Source organism: Leptospira biflexa serovar Patoc strain 'Patoc 1 (Paris)', from assembly GCF_000017685.1.
Taxonomy (GTDB): Bacteria; Spirochaetota; Leptospiria; order Leptospirales; family Leptospiraceae; genus Leptospira_A; species Leptospira_A biflexa.
Genome location: NC_010602.1, coordinates 790,635 through 810,876, shown reverse-complemented (window position 1 = coordinate 810,876; position 20,242 = coordinate 790,635). Strand labels below are relative to the sequence as shown.

The window sequence follows — 20,242 nt, the reverse complement described above, 5'->3', positions numbered from 1 at the left end:
ACTTTCTTTTATTTTGGAGAGAATGGAATTGTCAAGAATTTATTTGGATTGTTTCCTTCATTCGTTTTCTTTGGCACGTTTGATGAGGGAATAAAACGCAAAAACAAACCCCAAAAAAAATCCAACCAAAAGCCATAATGGTTCTGATTTTAAATAGTCATCCAAATAATACCCAACGAGGACAAAGAGAGTGATGGAGGAGACAAACTCAAATCCAGCACCCGCCATGGCCATAGGTGATTTGTCCCCTTGGTTAGGAGATTGTTTTTTGGGGTCGATGGTCACTGTAAGATGCGGCCGATCCGGTCAAATCGAACGCTTAATCTCCAAAGTCGGTAACGGAGTGTTCTTTCAATCCAACCAAACCTAGACTCTTCTCCTAGGTAACGCGCGTTATGTGAAGAAAAAACTTCGGAATAATGGCATCGGCGATCCAAAGCATCTCCTTCAAATCGTTCCGCAATTTCCGGTCCTTTTTCAGCCAACTCTTGCCCATCTTTGTATTCACAGGTCGAATCTTTCCAATCGATGGAAAAATAGATAATGAGTGCCTTACCTAAAATATCCTCTCGTTTGACAAACCCCCAAGCCCTTGAGTCATGAGAATCGTCACGATTGTCACCCATCACCATGTACTGTCCTTCTGGGATTTCACAACCATGTAAAAAATCGCAGTATTCAAAGATATGAGCCCTTCGGTCGTCTTCAAATCCTTCCAAAATATAATGTTCAAAACCAGGTTTAACTTCTTTGAACAAAGCCCTTTGTGTGGCTTCTAAATTATCCAAATCAGAAAGTTCTTTTCCGATCGGCACTTCCTTTGGTTCATACGATTTGAATTCAGAACTTCCCTTCTCTTTGTATTCAACAAGTGCGAAGTGTACTCTACCACGATCTTTTGTTTCTATGAATTTTCTTGTGATCCGAATGGTATCTCCAGGAAGCCCAATCACTCGTTTGACAAATCGTTTTGCAAAAATTCCAGAACGTGACTCTTCTTGGCCAAGAGCTGTGGCAGGTGGTATGAAGGTTACAATGTCACCGCGTTTTGGGTCATCTATGCGAAAGAGTTCCTTTTCTGTAAAAGGCATTCGAAATGAATAACGCATTTTATTCACAAATAAAAAATCCCCAATTTTTAATGTAGGGATCATTGATCCTGAGGGGATATTATTTGCATCTAATATGGATGATTTGAAAGCAAATACGAGAACAACAATGATTCCAAAGGAAATCCCTGAGGCAGCAGCCCCTTCTTTTTCTGGTTCTTTGGATTCTGATTTTGATTTGGTCTGAAAGATGGAGGAAAATAATCCCATGGTTCGAAACTAAGGAATTCGAAATTTCTGTCAAGAAAGGGGGAAAAAAAGCGCAAAAGACTTGTACTATTTTCGGGAATCGACGATACCATACATGGAGAACTTCTGTTTATGGAAACATCTATCCGTGGATTACGAAAAACCTTACAAGAGATGAAGGAAAACTATTCCTTTGTTTGTGTAAAAACTGGTACTGAAACAGAAGACATGGGAGAAGATGAAATATCTCTCTTAAAAACGATCACATCCGGGATTTTACCACTCTACGTCAAAATCGGCGGTCCAGAAGCAAGAAATGACATCCGTATTTGCCAGAGGATTGCCATATCTGGGATCTCAGCTCCGATGGTGGAATCAGAATATGCCCTAAAAAACTTCATCCAAACGATGAAAAATCTCCTCACTCCCTCTGAATTTGAATCCTACAATAAATCAATCAATATGGAAACCATTACTGGATACCGCAATTTGATGGATATTTTTGATTCTCCATCTTTCCAAGAGTTGCAACAAGTAACAGCTGCTAGATCTGATTTGAGTGCCTCTATGGATAAAAAACCTGATGATAAAGAGGTGACACGTGTCGCCAAAAAAATCATCTCTGAGGCAAAAAGCCGAGGAAAAAAAACATCGGTTGGTGGAACCATAACCAAAACTAATTTTGAACTGATTGCAAACGAAATCCAACCTGATTACATCAACTCAAGACACATCATGGTGGATACCAAAGAAGCCATGAGAATTGGTGCGGCAGATATCGCAGAATGTATGTTAGTTTTTGAAATGGACTTATTCGAGTTTTTTTCCAAATCATTCCCTGAAAAAGGATACTATTACCGGAACCGAGTGGAAATCAACAGAGAACGGATCGGTGAAAGAAAGGTATTGTATTTCATTCGATAAGTGGTTTATTTATTTTTTTTCTCTAGTTTAGTCTCTTCCTTTCTTTTTGTTTCTCCTAAAACCATTCATGCCCCCTTGCAAAAGGGGGTATCTCTTTTATTTTTTGCCTTATGCCTTTTTTGTTTTTGGAAACAACGAAAAGCGAAGTTCGTACCAAAAAAAGATTCAGTTACTATGGATCACCAAACGAAAGTCCTTCCCCGTCTTGTATTTGTGAGTGCTCTTCTTTTTATCGTTTCTAGTTCGTATCATGCGTACGAGCTCACAAATTTTTTTGTAAATTCGTTTCTTTTCCACGATGCAGACTACATTGGAATCTCAGATGTATTACTTTCTCTTTGGGAAGGAAAGGGATATGAAAGCCATTATTATAGTGAGTCTGTGAATGGCAGTTACTTGGAACATCACTTTGCACCTGGGATGGTTTTTTTATCTCCCTTCGTCGGACTTGTGCCTGATCGATTTGGATTGGCACTAGGAGTATTTTTTTTCTACCAACTAACAGTTGTATTTTTGATTTTATGGTCTTACCAAATTATACAAAAAAACAATCCAGAAATTTCGATCCCATTTCTTGTGATTTGGGTGATTTTGACAAACCAAATGTATTTGTATCGGATTGGTTCTAGTTTCCATTTTGAAATCCTTGTTGTAATGTTTGGATCTATCTTTTTTTACGTTTGGGAAAAAACAAAAAGAATCACATCCAAAGAAATAGATTCAAAATTTGTTTCCCCACTTACAGCACTTTTCACTTTCTTTTGTTTGGGAATTTGCCTTTTTCTTTTTCTGATACAAAAAGAAGACATTGGGATGTATTTGATTTTGTTTCTATTACCCCGTTTTCTTTTTCAAATCTACAAACAAGTTTCCGAACACAAACTCTCCTCGTGGAGGGACCTTTTTTCGATCCAAAAACATCCTTCGTTTGTTTTACTTACCTTCATTCTTGGAATTACGATCGTTTATCTTTGTTATGTTTTTATCATCTATCCTTATTTCCATGACATGAATTCTTATCTGACATGGTCTCGCATCCTGAGACAAGATTACCATTCCTCCTTTAAACAGGTCACTAGTGTAACTAAGTCGTTTCAAATCTATTTGGAAATTGTGGTGAGTGGAGGCCTTGGGATTTTCCAAATGGTCCTTGAGATTTTGGGAGTGAGTTTGATTTACCTCACTCATTTTTTTTCTTCTAGGCCATGGCATCATGAAGTGTATTCGTATTACAGTTATTCGCTCGTTCCCTATCTTTTATATACTGGGATCGTTTGGGCCAAATCGAAACGACAAGTCTCACTTCCTTTTTTATATTTCATCCTGGCTTGTGTGTTTTGGAGAAATTCCCTTGATCAAAATTTTCCACTCGCAACCGAATCCAAGGAGCAGTGGTATGATCCCAAGGTTCAAAGTGAGGTAGTTCATGATTTACATTTTGTAAATGAAGAGATGAAACAAAATCCGATCCAACCCTCAAAAGAGATCATCGTCTTTTCTCAGTACAACGTATCTTTTTTAATCACAGAGAAAGCCAAAGTTTACCCTCTTACACATCTTTCGAACCAATCCCAAATCTGCAAAGGAGAGAGAATTTGTTATCTTGTGGTCGCACCTAATTTGACGAACCAAACCCTTTGGCCGACAAAACGAATCCTAAATCATCGGGATGAGGTCACAAGTCTTCCGAAAACAAAATTGGTATGGCAAGGGAAACAAGTGGAAGTATGGAACCTTTCGAATCCAAAGGAAGATCGTTTTTAAATTTCCGATGGGATATCAAAGAGTGAGAACGTTTCTATTTTTAAAACAAGTATGAAATGGTTAACCAACGAAATGGAAAACTTCGTATCCGTTTTCTCTTTTTTCGATACGGATTAGACCCTCTAACACCAGTTTTTGGATGATACTGTAAACAAGTCCAAGGGCTGTTGGAAGGTGGCCTCCATTATGAACTTTTTTCCCGATTGCCGCTTCCATTAAAACTTTTAAATCGGATTCCCCTTCCCGAAGTCTTCGTAAAACACCTTTCTCTAAGATGCTCAGAGTTTTTTTCACAAGGGTTATGGTTTTTTTTGGATCTTCAATCTCGCTTCCATGAGCAGGTAACATACGTTTGATGGGTTCTTCCAATAATTTGGAGAGTGTAAAATAATAATCTCCTAAATTCCCATCCATCTCTGAATAAATGGCTGTGAGATTGGCAATGATGAGGTCTCCCGAAAAATAAACACCCGTTGCAGGGTCTACTGGTGTGATATGGTATAAATTATGACCTGGTGTATACAAAAACCGGAAGAGCCTTCCTCCTAACTCCAAACTATCATTGTGATCAATGGCAACATCAATGCGTAAAACAGGATCCCCTTTTTTGGTTTCCCCGAATTTACTAAAAAACTGACGCCAACCTTTACGAGATTCGGTAAGGATACGATCTAGTTCCTTTTTGTCACCAAAGGCTTTGTGAAACAAATCTTCTGTTGCTTCTTCAAAGAGTAACATGGACTCGAGGTAATTCCCCACTCCGTCTGCCATAGCACGGTATCCATAATACGTCACATGTTTTGCATAGGATTTGAGGACCAGGGCTGATGAAATATGATCCAGGTGGTTGTGTGTGTAAATGATATGCCGAATGTCATTGAGCGAAAATCCCTTAGTTTTAAGGGATGCTTGTAACATGGGGATCGACTCGATGTAACCTGAATCGATCAGGGTTAGGCCATCGTTACCCTCATACAAATAAATGTTATTTGGTGCGTAAAAAGGTTGGGGTAAAACAATTTTAAAGACACCATCCCCGATGTCATCCATCGGAGGAATTCGTTTGGGGATGGTAACTTTCAATCTTTCACCTTATGGTTGTTTTTTGATGATCAATCTTCTTTCAATTTCGAAGATTTTTTCTGGGATTTTGTCCTTCCCCAATTTCTTTTTATCATTCTCTTTGAGGAAAAGGTCAGCACCAAATTTATCCAATGCATCATTGGCTTTGATGTTTTTGAGACCAATGAATTGGATTTGCACTTCTCCCGCAGGGATTCCGTATTCTGTTCCTTTGTCTTCGGTTGTAAGGATACGAGAAATACAAGTTACGGTATCACCAGAAAATGCCGGTTGTGTGTGGTATCCTTCTGTGAATCCAAGTTCCCAAATTGCGTTTTCAGAAATATCGCGGGATGCCATTCCAGCTAACCAACCAAATACGAGTCCACCATAAACAACTGGTTCTCCACCCATTGGGCCAGAGATTCCTGCTGAGTACAATTTATCGTAATGCAGTGGGTGAGTGTTTCCAACTCGGTATGTCCATTGGTAGTGTTCATCTGTGATGGTTCGTCCATTTTGGTGAACGTAAATTTGGCCTGGTTTGAAGTTTTCAAAATACGTATGGCCCCAAGTGACATCTTTCATTTCTGTTGGGAATTTTAGATTCGGAAGTTTGAGTTCTGGAGTTTTTGACTCAGGGAAATAGGCAGAAGCATCCCCTGGTTTTGGATTCCCCTTTGGTTTGCCATTGGATTGGTAAATCATGATCTTACGTTCGTATTGTAACACCACTTCGTTTTTTTGGTTGAGGCAAAGTGTTCTAACACTTACGATTCCTGGTTTCTCTGGACCTTTATCGTCCACAGCCAAAATTTTTGTGCGAGAGGATAATGTGTCTCCAGGATACACCGGCATTAAAAATTGAGCGTTATAATAACCGAGGTTTGCAAGCGCCTTTTCACTGTTATTCTGAACACCAATGGAAAGTGCTAAATTAAAAACCATCAGTGGGTGAACAAGTAGGTCTGAAAATCCGTGTGCTTTTGCGTATTCACTAGAAAGATACAATGGATTGGCGTCCATAAACACAGTGGCAAATTCTTGGGCAAAACTTCTGTCGACTGTGAATTGGCGTGGGTGAACGTAAATGTCACCAACATTGAATTCTTCGAGGTATCGTCCGTAGATGTTCCTTTTGATTTCAGAAAGAGAGGCAGGAGTTGTGGGAGCTAACTCACCAAAGGGGGACACTGATTTTTGAACCATGGGAATTCCTTTTTCGAATGGGATAGGACTAATTTTCCAAGGGAGGTCCTACAGAAAACGATTTTTCCAGCTCATCCGGTGGCTCGTTTGGCGTATTCCTCCTTCCAAGCACTATGCCAATGGTACCATTCTTCCCGAACCGCGCGGTAACGTGCCAAATCACTCCGTACTTCAAGCATAAGTGATTCTAGTTCTTCCACACGTCGAAAGAGTCGAAGCGTGAGAGCTTCCCATTCTTCCTGATTCTCTGCCATCCATGGCTCCATAATTTATCTATCGGCGGATCGTTTCCGTAAAATGTTGCTTTTTTAGTCTTCTGCAGGTTCGATTCATGGATCATGAGCTTTGTTTTTCCTACTGAAGAATCCATCCCTCCCGAGTACCGCATCAGTCCCATCCACCAAAAAACATACCTACTCGGTGGTGAAATTCGGGAATGGAACGGAGAAACACAGATGGTTCAGTCTCCAATTTTTTTGAATCGGAACGGGAAATTGGAACCAGTCATTCTTGGGTCCTATCCCAGTTTTGACACAGCACAAAGTCTCGAAGCCTTAGAAGCAGCTGTAACGGCATACAATCATGGAACAGGCGTTTGGCCCACTTCCACTCCGAAGGAACGGATTTTGGCAGTGAACCACTTCGTTTCTTTGATGAAAGAAAAAAGAAACCAAATCATCTTACTCCTCATGTGGGAGATCGGAAAAACAGAAAAAGATGCCACAAAAGAATTTGATCGCACGATCGAATACTTAGAAGACACGATTGCATCACTACTCGAACTCGAATCCAATTCCTCAAAGTACATTTCCGAAAGTGGACTGATTGCTCAAATCAAACGTTCCCCGTATGGTGTTGTCCTTTGTATGGGGCCATTTAACTATCCCTTAAACGAAACATTTTGTACACTCATCCCGGCCATTCTTATGGGAAATACCGTAGTCTTCAAACCTGCCAAATATGGAGTTTTACTCTTAGAACCACTACTCGAATGCTTTCAGAAGGCTTTCCCACCTGGTGTCATCAATACCGTTTACGGTGATGGGGCAAAGGTCATCTCACCCATTATGGAATCAGGGAAAATTGATGTATTTGCCTTTATTGGTTCTAGCCATACTGCAAACCTCATCACTAAAAAACATCCAAAACTCAACCGCCTAAGATCTGTTTTAGGACTGAATGCAAAAAATCCTGCCATCATCCTTCCCGACACTGACTTAAAATCAATGGTCCCAGAAATTGTTTCCGGGTCATTGTCTTATAATGGACAAAGGTGCACCGCTCTCAAAATTCTTTTTGTTCACAAAGACATCTTAGACGAATTTACGAAATTGTATTTAGAGGAATTTTCCAAATGGAAGTCTGGCATGCCTTGGGAACCAGGTGTCCACCTAACTCCACTCCCTGAAGAAGGGAAAACAAAATGGTTAAAGGTACTTTTAGATGATGCCATCGCAAATGGTGCTAAAATCTTAAATCCAGGTGGTGGTGAAATTACAGAATCGTTTATGTTCCCTGCCATCCTTTCACCAGTCTCACCTAAGGCACGTTTGTATCATGAAGAACAGTTTGGACCACTGGTTCCCATTGTTCCCTACTCTAACATCGAAGAACCTTTGGAATACATCATAAAATCCAACATGGGACAACAAGCCAGTGTCTTTGGTGAAGATCCGAATGTCGTTGGTAAACTGATTGATACCCTTGTGAACCAAGTGGCTCGTGTAAATTGGAATGCACAGTGCCAACGTGGACCAGATGTGTTTCCCTTTTCAGGGCGAAAAGATTCCGCTGACGGAACCCTTTCTGTCTCCGACGCACTCCGCGTGTTTTCCTTACGGACCGTTGTCAGCTTCAAGGATACAGAAAAGGGACGTAATCTTCTCGGAGATGTACTGAAAACAAAAAGTTCTCGTTACCTTTCCGAAGAATTTCACTTGTAAGTCCTTCTCTTTTCGCCGATCTTTGAGAAAGGGGTTTCCCTAATTTGTTGTAAGGATCAGGGAGGGCAAGATGTGTTGGAATCGGTTATTTTCTATTGTGTTCACATTGAGTCTGCTTTCCTGTAATCCTGTAAAATCAAATGATGCGTTTGTATTTACGCTGATCAATGGTCTAACCACAACGGCAACCAATTCGTTTTTAATTGGAAGTTCCTCGAAAATCAATGTGACAAGTGCAAGTGTGGTATTGTATTTTGGAACCCCACAATTGTTTGGATTTTCACTCGTAAAACAACCCACAGCAAACGTTGTGCTTTCTTTCACCAATGCAAAGTTAGATGCCATCGGCAATTTGACATTCACATCTGGCAATTATAATTTCCCTCAATTGATTACACTCGATTCCAATACAGAAATTATGGAAACATCAATCTTGTATGTGAACGTTGCAAGTGCCGATCCAGAATTCAACGGAATCAGTGGCCAAATTCCCATTTATCATCGAAATGTCGTCATCACGTATACAGGCAGTTCTTTTATCTTTAAAGAAGACAATGTAGCACCGACTCTCACTCCTACACTAGGATTCCCTATTACTAGTTGTTCCGTGTTACCTGCACTCCCCAATGGACTCACGCTGAATACAAGCACATGTGTGATATCCGGTACACCGACGGATCCAAATCCGCTACCAGGTTCCACATACACAATCACAGCAACGGATGGACCAAATACTGATACAGAAAATATAACCATCAGTGTGGAACCGACAATTTATAAAGTTTTTGTCACGGCATCTACATTTAATGGAAATCTCCAAGGGGCCGAGGCAAATGGTCCCGCAGGTGCTGATGTAAAATGTAATGCAGATGCCAACAAACCATCAACTGGAACTTACAAAGCGATGGTAGTTGATGGAACCAATCGGAGTGCATGTAGTTCACCAAATTGTAGTGGTGGCGCCGGTGAAAACTTATTCTGGGTCTTTCAAGAAAATAGTATTTATGTAAGGGCAAATGATTCTGCGTCTTTGTTCACTCCAAGTACAGCGGGCATCATTCCAGCACCAAGCACGATTCTAAATCATAATTTTGATTCCGGTACTACAAAATATTTTTGGACTGGATTTGCAATGACCGCATATTGGCAAGAAGCAACAGATGAGCCAACAAATAGCTGTGTTGATTGGACCGATGGTTCTGTAACAGCGGTTACTACAGATGGTGGTCGTGTGGGTGCATCTGACAGTAGGACTTATTCTGCCTTTCGATCAGGAAGTGGTCGAAGTTGCAGCGACACCTACCACCTCCTCTGCGTTGAACAGTAAGCAGTGAAATTCAAGTCTTAAAATCTAAATTGCATATCCAAAGAAAGAAAACCAAACTGGCCAGTGTCCAAGAAGTTTTGAACCTGTGATGGCAATCCCCACCTAGTTTGATTCTCTTTCTAAGGATTGTTTGGTGTTTCATGCCAATCCCATTTCCTTCCACCACCAAAAACGAATCCCTCTCCCCATTTTCTTCTCGCTTTCTCTCCAAAACTCAGTAAACTGATCCACCGTGATCCAAATCCTCATCAATTCCCTTGCTGGGAAAACCGTATCCCTCACCCAAAAAACAACAGACTCTCTCTTAAAAGGCGTGCAGTTCTTAGTCCATGGCAGCCTCACAAAAACGGGTGATGGACTCGATCTATTGTCCAATGCATTTTTCTACAAACCAGAATGGAGGGATTCTCTCCAAAAACTCGGTGTACAAGTCCGAGACACGGGGTTACGTTCCAATGAAGAATTACAAAAAACAATCGAACTCACAAACCAAGCCTTTGATAAGGCACTCTTTAAGGTAGAACTCACCGCCAAAAAATCTGATGATATGGTGTTTGATAACCGAATGGTTTCCAGTATATTAGGAAGTTCTCATAATCAAAAATTCAAACTCACAAAAATTGATATGAGTTTTCGCACATTTGGTAAAGACATCACGGCCAAAGAAACCATTTCCGAATTCCAAACTTCTGGCAAAACCAAATCTGTAATTTTCCTACCAGGTCTTTTTACTGATGAATCAGTTTGGCAAGAACAAACGGTGGAATACAAAAATAGACAAATCAAATCCCCAGGCCTTGCCACTGAACTTGAGGAATGTGGTTACTTTTCGTTTTACCTTCGTTACAACCATGGCCTTCCCATCCATGAAAATGGGAAAAAACTCATGCACCTTTTGGATGTTTTTTTTGAAGAAAATAAGGAGATCAAACCAGATATCATTTGTTATAGTTTGGGTTGTCTCATCTTTCGGTCTTGTCTCTATTATGCAAAATTGGAAAACAAACCATGGATCACAAGGTTTGGTCGCATCACACTCATTGCCGCACCAAACAAAGGTTCGTATTTGGAAAAAATTGGTTTTTGGCTCGGCTTTTTGTTTGAAAAAAGTCCCAATGTTGCCATGAAAATCATTGGTATGATTGGAAACCTAAGGAGTGATGCCATCAAAGATTTATCCTTTGGTCTCATTCGAAAGGAAGAAAAAGGATGGAAGGAAACCATATCCGGATATTTTTCCGAAACCTATTTTGGTGAGTTAGATGATTTGGATGTCTACCAAGCCTATGCTCTTATGGAAGGACCCGAGAACCCATTACAAAATTTTTTGGGTGATGGCATTGTAGAGAAAAAAAGCCTCACTTATCTGACAGACAAAGTCTTCGACAAAAAAACAAACCCAAGTTTACGCACCTTGGAACTGAAAAAACAAAATCATTTTTCTATCATTAGCTCACGTCCCCTCATCCATTGGGTGAAAGAAGTGTTCGGGGTGGCACCAAAGGCCTAAGCTAAGCAGAGGCAAGTGTTTCCAGATGTACTTTTACGGATTCCGAAAGTGCTTGGAAATCATACCCACCTTCCAGAAACGAGAGCAGTTTCCCACCAGAGTGGACACGAGCAATTTGTTTCACTTCGTTTGTCATTTTTTCATAGGAACTCGAATTTAAATTCATTCCTGCCAGTGGATCATTCCTGTGGGCATCAAATCCAGCAGAAACCAAAACAAATTCTGGTTGGAAGGTTTCCATCTCTTTGTGGATGAGAGGGAACTGATCCAAGTATTGTTTCTCTTCTGCCCCGCGGGCCATTGGTAAATTTAAGGTAGTGCCAAAACCTTTCCCTTGGCCACTTTCTTTTTCGGAACCTGTGCCTGGATAAAATGGATATTGGTGGAGCGAAACAAAATAAACAGAATCATCTTCGTAGAACTGGTGTTGGGTGCCATTTCCATGATGCACATCCCAATCCAAAATTAAAATTCGTTTGATCCCTTGACTCTGCAAATACTTGGCTGTGATCGCAATATTATTGAACAAACAAAATCCCATTGCGTGGTCGGATTCCGCATGGTGGCCAGGTGGGCGAACAAGTGCCATACCATTTTTTAGCTTCCCATCTAAAATATCTTGTGCCAGTGTTACCCCAGCCCCGACTGCAAGGGAAGCCGCCTGAAATGTGTTTGGTGAATATACGGTGTCACCATCTAAGTATCCAGATCCTTTTTCTTCACAAACTTTTGCCACCAAACGTACGTAATTCGGATCGTGGATCTCAGAAATGAGAGATAAGGGTGCTTCTTTAAAAGTTTTTTCCCAGGTAAAAGACTCGGAAGGAAGATCTGAAATTTTTTCCAAAATGGATTCCAATCGCACATGAGTCTCTGGATGACCTGGCCCTGTTTTGTGTTCTAAAAATGTAGGATGAAAGGAAATCCCTGTTTTCATTGGAATAACATAAAACGTTCGATAAACACGATCATCTCAATGATCTCTGCAATGATCCGATCAATTTGTTTTGTGATTTGCACTTTTTCTTCTGGAGAGATGGTTTTGTCGAGTCCTGCATTTCCATACACTGCATAAAATGTTTTGATGTCATTGGAAAATTCAAGATTAAACCATTCCCGAAAGACTCGATGTTTCATTTTGTATTCAGGCCGTATGGCGCCTGTTAATTCCCAAATCCCACCTTCTCCAAATCGCAATCGTAATTCAAATAAACCTCGGTCCTTTCGGATGTAAACCTCTTCGTCTATGGGTGAAAAATCGAGTTTCCGTAACATCACAAGAACAATTAAAATACTTTCTAAAAATTCATTGAGTTCCTTCTTTTCGGAACCACTGATTTTGGCATCATCCCCTAAGTGTTGGAGGTAGGACTCACCCATGGCTTTGTATAGTTTTGATACTTCCACCATCCGGTCTTTGAATTGTGCCTGTTCGGAAAGTGCTTCCGGAAAACGACCATAGGATTTGATTTGGAAGTCATTTGAGATTTCTATCATGCCCAAATTTTAAAAGGGCAAGGGAATTTCGTCAATCGATTCGATTTGAATTTTCATTCATAGGGAAAAAACTTGTCATAACTGCTATGAAACCACTATTTTCATTTCTCTTATTGTTTGTATTTGTCTCTTGCCAATCCATTTCCCAGACGAAGGGCCAAGAAAGATCTGGTTCCGTAAACGAAACTCCTGAATTCATTGAAGGGTTATACATCAATACCAAAACCATTCGTGACAAAAAACGTTGGACCTTACTATTTCAAGTCATGAAGGACGCAGGCATGAACACGGCGGTCGTGGACATGCAACCTCACCCTCCTACGCCAGAACAAGTGGCAGAGGCAAAGGCACTCGGGATTTATATGGTCGCTCGCGTCGTAAACTTTGAAGGTGGACTGACAGAAAAATCACCAAACGCAAGTTTAATGGCATCCATCCAAAAATCCATTCGTAAGGCTTGTGAATTGGGATTTCCCGAAATACAATTGGATTACATTCGGTACGCTGATGGTGGCACAAACTTCAGTATGAGTTATGAAAAACGGTATGAATCTATTTTAGGTATCGTAGCGGAACACAAAGAAAAAACGAAAGAGGTTTGTCCAAGTGATACCAAATGGACGGCCGATATTTTTGGAAGGGTTCCTTTCATTCAAAACGATGTCATTGGCCAAAAGGTAGAACCGTTTAGCGAAGTACTCCATGGATTGTATCCCATGCTCTATCCATCTCATTTTTATGGACTGACAAAACGTGTCGCCGACCCCTATGGAACCATCAAGGACGGACTCGACCTCACAGTCCAACGAGCCAAACCAGGTACAAAGGCCATCGCTTGGGTACAAGGTTTTAATATGATGGTTGGCCCAAGTAAATTGAGTTATACGGATTATATCAAAGTACAAATGCAAGGTGCTCGTGATTCCGCAGGGCATGGGTTCATCGTATGGAATGCAGGAAATGAATACTTAGAAACCATGAATGCCTACGAGAAATACAAAAAAGAACCCACTCCGAGTCAAATGAACCTAACAAAAAGTGAGTAACACGAAGCGGCTTTATTTGCCCGCTTCCTCAATGTTTTTTCTGCGGAGATAGGCATCGGCTTCTTCTTCGGATCCCAAGATTTGGATCCGAAGTTCCTTCAGTTTTTTCTCTTTATCCGCTTCAGACAAATTTCTGTTCTCTCTTAAAAATTCTTTTTCTTTCGCTTCATAAGTTGAAACGGATTCCCAAAGTTTGGTTTCTTTTTTTCGTTCGTTTGCGAGTGCTTCTGCTTTTTCTTTACCAAAGTACTTAGATTCAATTTTAAAAAGATACTTTTCCTTTTCCTTTGGGTCAGTGATGGAAATTAATTCTTTATCCCGAAGTGACATCTCCATTTGGTAATGGTCGAACTTATCTTCTCTGGATACCAAAGAATCATAATAATTCCCATATGTTTTTTTCTTAAACTCTTCGAACTGTTTCACTCGAAGTTCGGTGGGAACACCTGCTGTTTGTTTTATAAAATTGTTTGTTCCTTCGAGAAACGAAACTTGTGACTCTTCCATTCCAAAAATCAAATCTGCTTTGTCAGAAAGGATTTCCCTTCGTTTGGCTTTGATTTTTTCATACAATTCGATAAAATTTAAGTCGGTTGGTTGTTCCCATTTGCGGTATTCCTCTTCATAACGAAAGTAGGAAACAAATAAATCCTTCACCTTTTCTCTGTCAGGTGAATCATATTCCGCATCAATGTAAGCAAGAATTGTGGCATTACATTGGTCAGGTGTAAAATCAGGATTACATTTGCGACGAAGCGCCCAAACTTCCCAAACAAAATTTACCTTACCTGATTTTAAATCTTCGAGTAATTCCAAATAAGGTTTGGTTCTATCCTCGCGAAAGGGAGAGATTGCCTCATCCCAAAACCCTTCTCCATTCCCCATTGGAGAAATCCGATCGGAAACCATTTGTTCTTCTGGAGAAAGAGCATCCTTCGAAACACTATCTTTATCGTTTTGTTTGAGTAGATAGAATAAGCTTAAAAATAGAACGAGGAAGAGGAAAACGATGAGTATAATTTTTTTAAAATCCATTTGTATGAACAAAAATTCCTTTGGAAAACATTCTAGAATCGATTGGAAATTAGAAGTGAATGAGATGGGTACAAAAAAAAGCCGATGGGTGACACCGGCTTTTTCTTAAATGGACTGATTACAATCCAGCTTTTGCATTCTTTGCGATGTTTAGGTACCAACCTTGGACATCAAAAAAGTTTTGTCCACTCCATGCCAAGTTTGTTGCTTGGAGGTGGTCAATTCCAGTTGCAAACCAATACGCGTTTGGTGTTCCTTTCCAAGTTCCCCATTTTTGGGAGTTCAACGGAACCACTCCATCATTTCCTCCACCTAAACCATAAAACAATCCACCTGCCCAAGTAATGGGGTGAGTGAGTGCCATGATCGGGTGTTGGATGAGGTCAGCCCAAGCCATTTGGCTTCCATAGGAGTAATATTTGATTCCCGATTTATTCGGTGAATTTGTATTGAATGTTTTTACATAACTCACAGTGAGTGATTTTCCCATCGCGATGACATCTTGTGGTCGACCATCACGGTATACCAATTTTGCAAGTAATCCAAGAGCTGAGTTTGCAAATGGTTGTAACCAACTTGGGATCACAGAAAGAACGATGTCAGCCATCGGTGCTCCTTTGTGTAATGAGTTGATTGTAGTCACTGTTTGTGTTTTTCCAGAAAATCCTAAATTGGAAACCATATAACGAATCACAAGTCCACCTTGGCTGTGTCCCATGAGGTGCACCTTAGAACAACCGTTTGCTGTCATCCAAGTATTGACTGATGATTGGATTTGGCTTGCACGAACGGGAATGGAATTCGTAGCAGAACTTCCAGGTGTTGTTACTTTTGCACCTTGGCTACGGAGGTAACCATCAAGGCCTCCCCAATACTTTACGAGTCCACCAGCTAACCCTTGCGTGTCGTCAAATCCAAGAATACCGTGCACAAGGGCGATGCATTGGCCATCCAAAGGACCAGCAAACAAACCTGATGTGGGGAAGGAGAGAAGGGTCGCTAAAAACCCGATCGCAATTTTCTTTTTCATATTTCACCTGAACTTTCTATGTTTTGGCTAACTCATTTTTGATGATTTCCGCCTCTTCCCCAAAGAGTTGTTTGCGCATGGCATCGAGCGCTTTTTCATCCTCCGCTGTCATCCCCCCTTTTTTCGTAGAAAGTTGGTTCCGTTTTTCGGCATACTTCTGTTGGTTTTGCCAGGCCTTTTCCCGCTCTTCTTCCAGGGTGTCCCAACGGTTCAGGGCGGCTTGGTCCATTCCCATGGTTTGGCGGATCTCACGAAGGGCCGATTTTCGTTCCCCATAAGACAAAACTTTTAAATCTTTTTGGACCGAGACCATAAACCCTTCTGTGAGTTGTTGGCGTTTGTTTTCCATCAGGCGCGGGTAATCTTTTCCAAATTGTTCTTTGAGGGTTTGTGAATATTGACTGAGCTTTGCGTCCAAATTCCCTGCAGGACTTTCTTTGATTCGTTTCAAACTGTCTCCAATGACAGTCATTTTCTTTTCCATGGCCCAAATTTGATCGGCTTTTTCTCCAAACAAACGATACCGTTCTTTCCACATCATGTCACGGCGGGCTTCGTCAGACATAAGTCCCACCTTACTCATGTTTGCTTCCCTAAATCGATTGTAATTATATAAACTCTCTGACATCCGTAAGAGTTCCAAAGCTTTGTTTGGAAATGCATACCCTAAAATTTGATTTAATACCTTTACCCAATCATTGGGATACAATTTGGGAAGGTCTTTCATGAGCTCTTCGATCATGGCAATTTGAGCGGCTGGGTTATCGATGTTTTTGCCATACTTTTCTTGTAAGATACGTGCGATCTCTTCGATGGAATATTCCATGAGTTTATGATCTGCATAGTCTTCCGGTAAGTTCGGTAATTCCTTTGACTCTGCGACTTTGCCTTCACTGAGTAGGGATTCAAAGTCTTTTTGGTTTTTGTCTTTGTTTGGACGTAGGATTAAGATTCCAACGAATAAAATGACAAGAGAGATAAGAACGCTAAATAGGATTTTTTTATTTTGAAACATAATAGTTGAAAGGAAACGAAAAGATTTTTGTTTTTGTTACTTGTTATAAAAAAGAATTGAGATTGGCAGTAAGGATTTCCCCTACTGCCAAAGAAGTTCTTAACCGCCTTTTGTGACGATAAACTCTAAAATCGAAGCATAAAATTCTTCTTCATCAAATGTATCTGGAGGAACTCCCACCACATCCAAATGGTCTTGGCTGACCACAGAAGATTTCGATGTCATTTGCGCAGAAGTGGGTGCATTTAAGTTACTCACATAACCTAAAGTGGAATTCACAGTGATGGAATCAAAACAAATCAAACACTCGTTGTATTGCAAACGGTATCCCATCTGTTGGGAGTTAATTCCCACAAGTCCATCATCATCGTTATTACCACGTGTGCCATCACCTTTTCCTGCGGCACCATCATTGTCACAATCATCTACACAATACCCGTCCCCATCGATGTTATAAAACCCTTCTTTCAAAAGGTATAACGCAGGGTTTGTATTGATGCTATCTTGAGCCGTGATGATGGAACCCCAATAGTTTGCTGTGTTGGTACTCACATTATAATTGTTATTAAATGCTTTCATACCAGTGGTGACTCCATCTGTTGATGAATAGTCATTGTAAACTAATTGTTTTGCGGCTGCAATCCCATCATTTCCGGAACCATAAATGGTGTTTCCGAAAAGTTTCGCAAGAGCGTTCACAACAGACGTGACACCAGGACCAAGGTCAAGGATGTACTTCGCAGTCGGGGAACCTCTATGTGGGCTTGATACGGAGATCATCACATGTACGACTTGTCTTCCATAACGAGCACGTAACACTGCGGCTGCTTTCCTTGCATCAATTCCACCTTGGGAGTGACCAATGATATTTACCTTAGTGGCACCAGTGGAGGTCATATAGTTTTGAATTCGATCAGCAAGTTGTGTTCCTCTCACTTCCGAAGATTGGAAGGGAGTGACACTTGCTGCTAAAGCCTTTTGGCTGGAGTGGATGCTACCGTTACACGCTGTTTCCAAAAACTCGTCACAAGGATCGCCCACAAAGGTACCGTAGTCGTTACCAAAGTAGTAGTATCCGAGTAAGTTGTCGAATCCAGATAATCCATGTGCGAACACAACTGGATATACTGTTTTTCTTGCGCCAGCGTGAACCCCTGTTGTGACCAATAGGAGGACGAGAAGGCAAACAAGATGTTTCTTTTTAGAGTTCATAAATCACCTCTGAACAATCTATAGATTTGTTGCAAAGGGGATGGAAAAGTCAAGTTAATTGTGTTAATTTTGGGTCATCTTATATCTCAATGACATACTTGGTACTTATTCTAAGCTTTTTGCCAAATCTAAAACACACTTTCGGGATAAACCTAGAAGGCAACAAAGGACGGATTCATTTCTCCCAACAACTGTCGTCTAACGATTTCACTGGGTGCGATGAGTCAACTTTTGTCGTCTACTAATAAACTGTAACAAGTTGTGTCACAATGCGAATGAGAGTGATCCAATGGAACGGTAGATCCTTTGGGGCTAGAAGGTAACGCTGACACTCACAAACCTAACGCTTGTAAATGTTTGATGGGGACAAGTTCGATGGAAGGGAACATACCTTCTACTTCTTTCCAGTTTCCATGTGGGATGTAAATTTGACTGATCCCAATCCCAACGAGTTCTTTGATGCGAAGACTCATTTGCCCCACACTTCTCACTTCACCTGAAAGTCCTACTTCGCCTAAATACCCTGTCTCTCTGGAGACTGGTTTGTCACGAAAGGAGGAGACAATCGAGGCAACAATCGCAAGATCAAGGCTTGGTTCGTCCACGCTGAGACCGCCTGCCAAATTGCTGAAGATGTCAGATTCCGAAAGAGGAAGGCCTAAGTATTTTTCGATGACAGCGGAAAGTAAAATCACACGTCGGTTATCGAGTCCTTCTGCCATACGGCGCGCCTGTCCATAAGAAGACTTTGTGACAAGGGCCTGCACTTCCACACTGATGGCACGGGACCCTTCCATCACAGAAGACAGGACACTCCCAGATCGTTCTTCTGTTTCGGGTGAAATGAACAAACGATGGCGGTCTAGGACTTGACTCAGTCCACCGAGGACCATTTCAAAAATTGCAGTGTCTCCTACGGCTCCAAATCGATTTTTCACAGCACGTAAAATGCGGTAATAATTGAATCTGTCTCCTTCAAAGTACAAAACGGTATCCACCAAATGTTCCAATACTTTGGGGCCTGCAATTTGGCCGTCTTTTGTGATGTGGCCTATGAGAAAAATAGGAACTGACGTACGTTTGGCGGTTTCTAAAAACACTTGGGACGACTCACGAAGTTGGGTGATGGTCCCTGCTTGGTTCACAAGGCTTTCTTTGATAATGGTTTGGATGGAATCGATAAAAACAACTTTTGGTTTTATATCGGAAATCATCTGCGCAATGTTTTCCGCATACACTTCGGATGAGAGTAATATATTTTCAGAGGTGACACCCATACGTTTGGCACGAAGACCAATTTGGGAAGCCGATTCTTCACCAGAGATGTACAAAACTGTGCCTTGGTTTGCGATGTTTTTTGCTATTTCCAAAACCAAAGTTGATTTTCCAACTCCTGGTTCTCCACCAACTAACACCAAACTTCCGGGGACAATACCTCCACCCAGTACCAAATCCAATTCACTAAATCCTGTTTGTGTCCTTGTATGGGAATCACTCACAACCGAACCAATTGATTTTGGTTCGGTATACCTTCTGTCTCTCGGTTTTAGAGATATAGGTGTATCAAACCTCCCTTGGGAAGTGTTTGCCATTTCCTCAATTTGGTTCCATTCGCCACAAGATGGGCATTTCCCTGCCCAACGGCTAAAGGTATCGCCACAAGCTTTGCATTGGTATTGGGGGAGTTGTTTTTTTGCCATCAGTGTTCGAAAAGGTTATACACTTCCAATAAATCGAGTTCCACTTGGGTTTCCAAAAAGCCAAAACACTTTTCGGCAATCGTGAATCGATTTTCACGGATCATCATCTCCGTCAAAATGGACTCAAGAGAAATTAGGAAACGAACATCTGTAGAAGCATAGTCTACTTGATCCTTCGTTAGGATTTTTTTGCCCCAATCTGAACTTTGATTTTTTTTATCGATGTTTTCTTCAAAAAACTCTCGGATAAGTTCCTTTAACCCGTGTTTATCGGTGTATGTGCGAGCGAGTTTACTTGCAATTTTTGTACAAAATACATTTTGCACTTTGATGCCAAGTCTAGCGCGTAGGAAGGTCATATCCATACGTGCAAAATGAAAAATTTTAGTAATCTCTTTTGATTCAAATAATTTTTGGATGTGTGGGGCCTCTTTTTGGCCTGGAAGGATTTGCACTAAAGCGACTTTATTTTTAGAATCTGAAATTTGAACGACACAAAGCCTGTCCCTACGGGGATTGAGCCCCATCATTTCACAATCCACTGCTAACCGGTCGTCCTTTTTAAATGCTTCAAAAAAATCTTCGTTCAGATCTCCTTGTAAAACGGCTGGTTTTATAGTTGAACGTTTTTGGGTCATAATGGCTTACTATGGAAACCACCCTAACAAAA

The 20,242-nt window shown here is 40.9% G+C and carries 19 protein-coding genes; 6 read left to right on the top strand and 13 right to left on the bottom strand.

What is annotated here, in order from left to right; all coding sequences use genetic code 11:
- Window positions 1-57: 57 nt before the first annotated feature.
- Both LEPBI_RS03895 and lepB read right to left on the bottom strand, forming a co-directional pair.
- Complete coding sequence (locus LEPBI_RS03895) at window positions 58-285, bottom strand: AtpZ/AtpI family protein (protein ID WP_012387808.1); 228 nt, start codon at window positions 283-285, stop codon at window positions 58-60.
- Window positions 282-1,319 carry a signal peptidase I gene (gene lepB / locus LEPBI_RS03890; RefSeq protein ID WP_012387807.1) on the bottom strand — a complete coding sequence of 346 codons (1,038 nt, stop codon included), beginning with the start codon at window positions 1,317-1,319 and terminating at the stop codon, window positions 282-284. Before lepB ends, LEPBI_RS03895 begins: the two co-directional genes overlap by 4 nt.
- A gap of 111 nt (window positions 1,320-1,430) precedes the next feature.
- Here lepB and LEPBI_RS03885 point away from each other — a divergent pair, with 111 nt between their 5' ends.
- Window positions 1,431-2,222: a hypothetical protein gene (locus LEPBI_RS03885; protein WP_012387806.1), complete on the top strand. Its 792-nt coding sequence runs from the start codon at window positions 1,431-1,433 to the stop codon at window positions 2,220-2,222.
- A 174-nt stretch (window positions 2,223-2,396) separates the two neighbouring features.
- Window positions 2,397-3,986 (top strand): glycosyltransferase family protein, encoded by a 1,590-nt coding sequence (locus tag LEPBI_RS03880; RefSeq protein ID WP_338033426.1) that lies wholly within the window; start codon window positions 2,397-2,399, stop codon window positions 3,984-3,986.
- Between the two features lie 60 nt (window positions 3,987-4,046).
- On the opposite strand, the gene LEPBI_RS03875 is transcribed toward LEPBI_RS03880, so the two are convergent.
- The 3 genes from LEPBI_RS03875 to LEPBI_RS03865 all read right to left on the bottom strand — a co-directional run bounded on the left by LEPBI_RS03875 (window position 4,047) and on the right by LEPBI_RS03865 (window position 6,511).
- Window positions 4,047-5,069: an MBL fold metallo-hydrolase gene (locus LEPBI_RS03875; RefSeq protein WP_012387804.1), complete on the bottom strand. Its 1,023-nt coding sequence runs from the start codon at window positions 5,067-5,069 to the stop codon at window positions 4,047-4,049.
- Window positions 5,070-5,078: 9 nt separating this feature from the next.
- Complete coding sequence (locus LEPBI_RS03870; RefSeq protein WP_012387803.1) at window positions 5,079-6,257, bottom strand: MaoC family dehydratase; 1,179 nt, start codon at window positions 6,255-6,257, stop codon at window positions 5,079-5,081.
- Window positions 6,258-6,328: 71 nt separating this feature from the next.
- On the bottom strand, window positions 6,329-6,511 hold the full coding sequence (locus LEPBI_RS03865; protein ID WP_187148070.1) for a hypothetical protein: 183 nt from the start codon (window positions 6,509-6,511) through the stop codon (window positions 6,329-6,331).
- An 84-nt stretch (window positions 6,512-6,595) separates the two neighbouring features.
- On the opposite strand from LEPBI_RS03865, the gene LEPBI_RS03860 reads away from it, so the two are divergent.
- The 3 genes from LEPBI_RS03860 (at window position 6,596) to LEPBI_RS03850 (ending at window position 11,037) form a co-directional block, all read left to right on the top strand.
- Window positions 6,596-8,200, top strand: a complete 1,605-nt coding sequence (locus LEPBI_RS03860) for an NADP-dependent glyceraldehyde-3-phosphate dehydrogenase (RefSeq protein WP_012387801.1) — start codon at window positions 6,596-6,598, stop codon at window positions 8,198-8,200.
- A 70-nt stretch (window positions 8,201-8,270) separates the two neighbouring features.
- Window positions 8,271-9,527 (top strand): DUF1554 domain-containing protein, encoded by a 1,257-nt coding sequence (locus tag LEPBI_RS03855; RefSeq protein WP_012387800.1) that lies wholly within the window; start codon window positions 8,271-8,273, stop codon window positions 9,525-9,527.
- 232 nt (window positions 9,528-9,759) lie between these two features.
- The gene (locus tag LEPBI_RS03850) at window positions 9,760-11,037 is read left to right on the top strand and encodes an esterase/lipase family protein (protein ID WP_012387799.1); all 1,278 of its coding nucleotides are present in this window, start codon (window positions 9,760-9,762) and stop codon (window positions 11,035-11,037) included.
- A gap of 1 nt (window position 11,038) precedes the next feature.
- Here LEPBI_RS03850 and LEPBI_RS03845 read toward each other — a convergent pair whose 3' ends face one another.
- Both LEPBI_RS03845 and LEPBI_RS03840 read right to left on the bottom strand, forming a co-directional pair.
- A complete protein-coding gene (locus LEPBI_RS03845) occupies window positions 11,039-11,974 on the bottom strand; it encodes a histone deacetylase family protein (RefSeq protein WP_012387798.1) in 936 nt (311 codons plus the stop codon).
- Window positions 11,971-12,534 carry an HMG-box domain-containing protein gene (locus LEPBI_RS03840; protein WP_041769643.1) on the bottom strand — a complete coding sequence of 188 codons (564 nt, stop codon included), beginning with the start codon at window positions 12,532-12,534 and terminating at the stop codon, window positions 11,971-11,973. The genes LEPBI_RS03845 and LEPBI_RS03840 overlap by 4 nt, the downstream gene beginning before the upstream one ends.
- Window positions 12,535-12,620: 86 nt before the next feature.
- On the opposite strand from LEPBI_RS03840, the gene LEPBI_RS03835 reads away from it, so the two are divergent.
- Window positions 12,621-13,580 (top strand): putative glycoside hydrolase, encoded by a 960-nt coding sequence (locus tag LEPBI_RS03835; RefSeq protein ID WP_012387796.1) that lies wholly within the window; start codon window positions 12,621-12,623, stop codon window positions 13,578-13,580.
- A gap of 12 nt (window positions 13,581-13,592) precedes the next feature.
- Here the strand turns inward: LEPBI_RS03835 and LEPBI_RS03830 are convergent, their stop codons facing one another.
- From LEPBI_RS03830 to LEPBI_RS03805, 6 genes are all read right to left on the bottom strand, one after another.
- Window positions 13,593-14,615 (bottom strand): lipase secretion chaperone, encoded by a 1,023-nt coding sequence (locus LEPBI_RS03830; protein ID WP_012476154.1) that lies wholly within the window; start codon window positions 14,613-14,615, stop codon window positions 13,593-13,595.
- 118 nt (window positions 14,616-14,733) lie between these two features.
- On the bottom strand, window positions 14,734-15,645 hold the full coding sequence (locus LEPBI_RS03825) for an esterase/lipase family protein (protein ID WP_012387794.1): 912 nt from the start codon (window positions 15,643-15,645) through the stop codon (window positions 14,734-14,736).
- Window positions 15,646-15,661: 16 nt separating this feature from the next.
- Window positions 15,662-16,660 (bottom strand): hypothetical protein, encoded by a 999-nt coding sequence (locus LEPBI_RS03820; RefSeq protein ID WP_012387793.1) that lies wholly within the window; start codon window positions 16,658-16,660, stop codon window positions 15,662-15,664.
- A gap of 99 nt (window positions 16,661-16,759) precedes the next feature.
- Window positions 16,760-17,872, bottom strand: coding sequence for a lipase family alpha/beta hydrolase (locus LEPBI_RS03815; RefSeq protein WP_012387792.1), 1,113 nt, complete (start codon window positions 17,870-17,872; stop codon window positions 16,760-16,762).
- A gap of 332 nt (window positions 17,873-18,204) precedes the next feature.
- Complete coding sequence (gene radA / locus LEPBI_RS03810; RefSeq protein ID WP_012387791.1) at window positions 18,205-19,572, bottom strand: DNA repair protein RadA; 1,368 nt, start codon at window positions 19,570-19,572, stop codon at window positions 18,205-18,207.
- Window positions 19,572-20,210, bottom strand: coding sequence for a ribonuclease D (locus LEPBI_RS03805; RefSeq protein ID WP_012387790.1), 639 nt, complete (start codon window positions 20,208-20,210; stop codon window positions 19,572-19,574). Before LEPBI_RS03805 ends, radA begins: the two co-directional genes overlap by 1 nt.
- Between the last annotated feature and the right edge of the window lie 32 nt (window positions 20,211-20,242).

Excerpts from the sequence above, each read along its gene's own strand:
- lepB (WP_012387807.1), bottom strand. The coding sequence starts at position 1,319 with ATGGGATTATTTTCCTCCATCTTTCAGACCAAATCAAAATCAGAATCC.
- LEPBI_RS03885 (WP_012387806.1), top strand. The coding sequence starts at position 1,431 with ATGGAAACATCTATCCGTGGATTACGAAAAACCTTACAAGAGATGAAG.
- LEPBI_RS03880 (WP_338033426.1), top strand. The coding sequence starts at position 2,397 with ATGGATCACCAAACGAAAGTCCTTCCCCGTCTTGTATTTGTGAGTGCT.
- LEPBI_RS03870 (WP_012387803.1), bottom strand. The coding sequence starts at position 6,257 with ATGGTTCAAAAATCAGTGTCCCCCTTTGGTGAGTTAGCTCCCACAACT.
- LEPBI_RS03865 (WP_187148070.1), bottom strand. The coding sequence starts at position 6,511 with ATGGCAGAGAATCAGGAAGAATGGGAAGCTCTCACGCTTCGACTCTTT.
- LEPBI_RS03860 (WP_012387801.1), top strand. The coding sequence starts at position 6,596 with ATGAGCTTTGTTTTTCCTACTGAAGAATCCATCCCTCCCGAGTACCGC.
- LEPBI_RS03855 (WP_012387800.1), top strand. The coding sequence starts at position 8,271 with ATGTGTTGGAATCGGTTATTTTCTATTGTGTTCACATTGAGTCTGCTT.
- LEPBI_RS03845 (WP_012387798.1), bottom strand. The coding sequence starts at position 11,974 with ATGAAAACAGGGATTTCCTTTCATCCTACATTTTTAGAACACAAAACA.
- LEPBI_RS03840 (WP_041769643.1), bottom strand. The coding sequence starts at position 12,534 with ATGATAGAAATCTCAAATGACTTCCAAATCAAATCCTATGGTCGTTTT.
- LEPBI_RS03835 (WP_012387796.1), top strand. The coding sequence starts at position 12,621 with ATGAAACCACTATTTTCATTTCTCTTATTGTTTGTATTTGTCTCTTGC.
- LEPBI_RS03830 (WP_012476154.1), bottom strand. The coding sequence starts at position 14,615 with ATGGATTTTAAAAAAATTATACTCATCGTTTTCCTCTTCCTCGTTCTA.
- LEPBI_RS03825 (WP_012387794.1), bottom strand. The coding sequence starts at position 15,645 with ATGAAAAAGAAAATTGCGATCGGGTTTTTAGCGACCCTTCTCTCCTTC.
- LEPBI_RS03820 (WP_012387793.1), bottom strand. The coding sequence starts at position 16,660 with ATGTTTCAAAATAAAAAAATCCTATTTAGCGTTCTTATCTCTCTTGTC.
- LEPBI_RS03815 (WP_012387792.1), bottom strand. The coding sequence starts at position 17,872 with ATGAACTCTAAAAAGAAACATCTTGTTTGCCTTCTCGTCCTCCTATTG.
- radA (WP_012387791.1), bottom strand. The coding sequence starts at position 19,572 with ATGGCAAAAAAACAACTCCCCCAATACCAATGCAAAGCTTGTGGCGAT.
- LEPBI_RS03805 (WP_012387790.1), bottom strand. The coding sequence starts at position 20,210 with ATGACCCAAAAACGTTCAACTATAAAACCAGCCGTTTTACAAGGAGAT.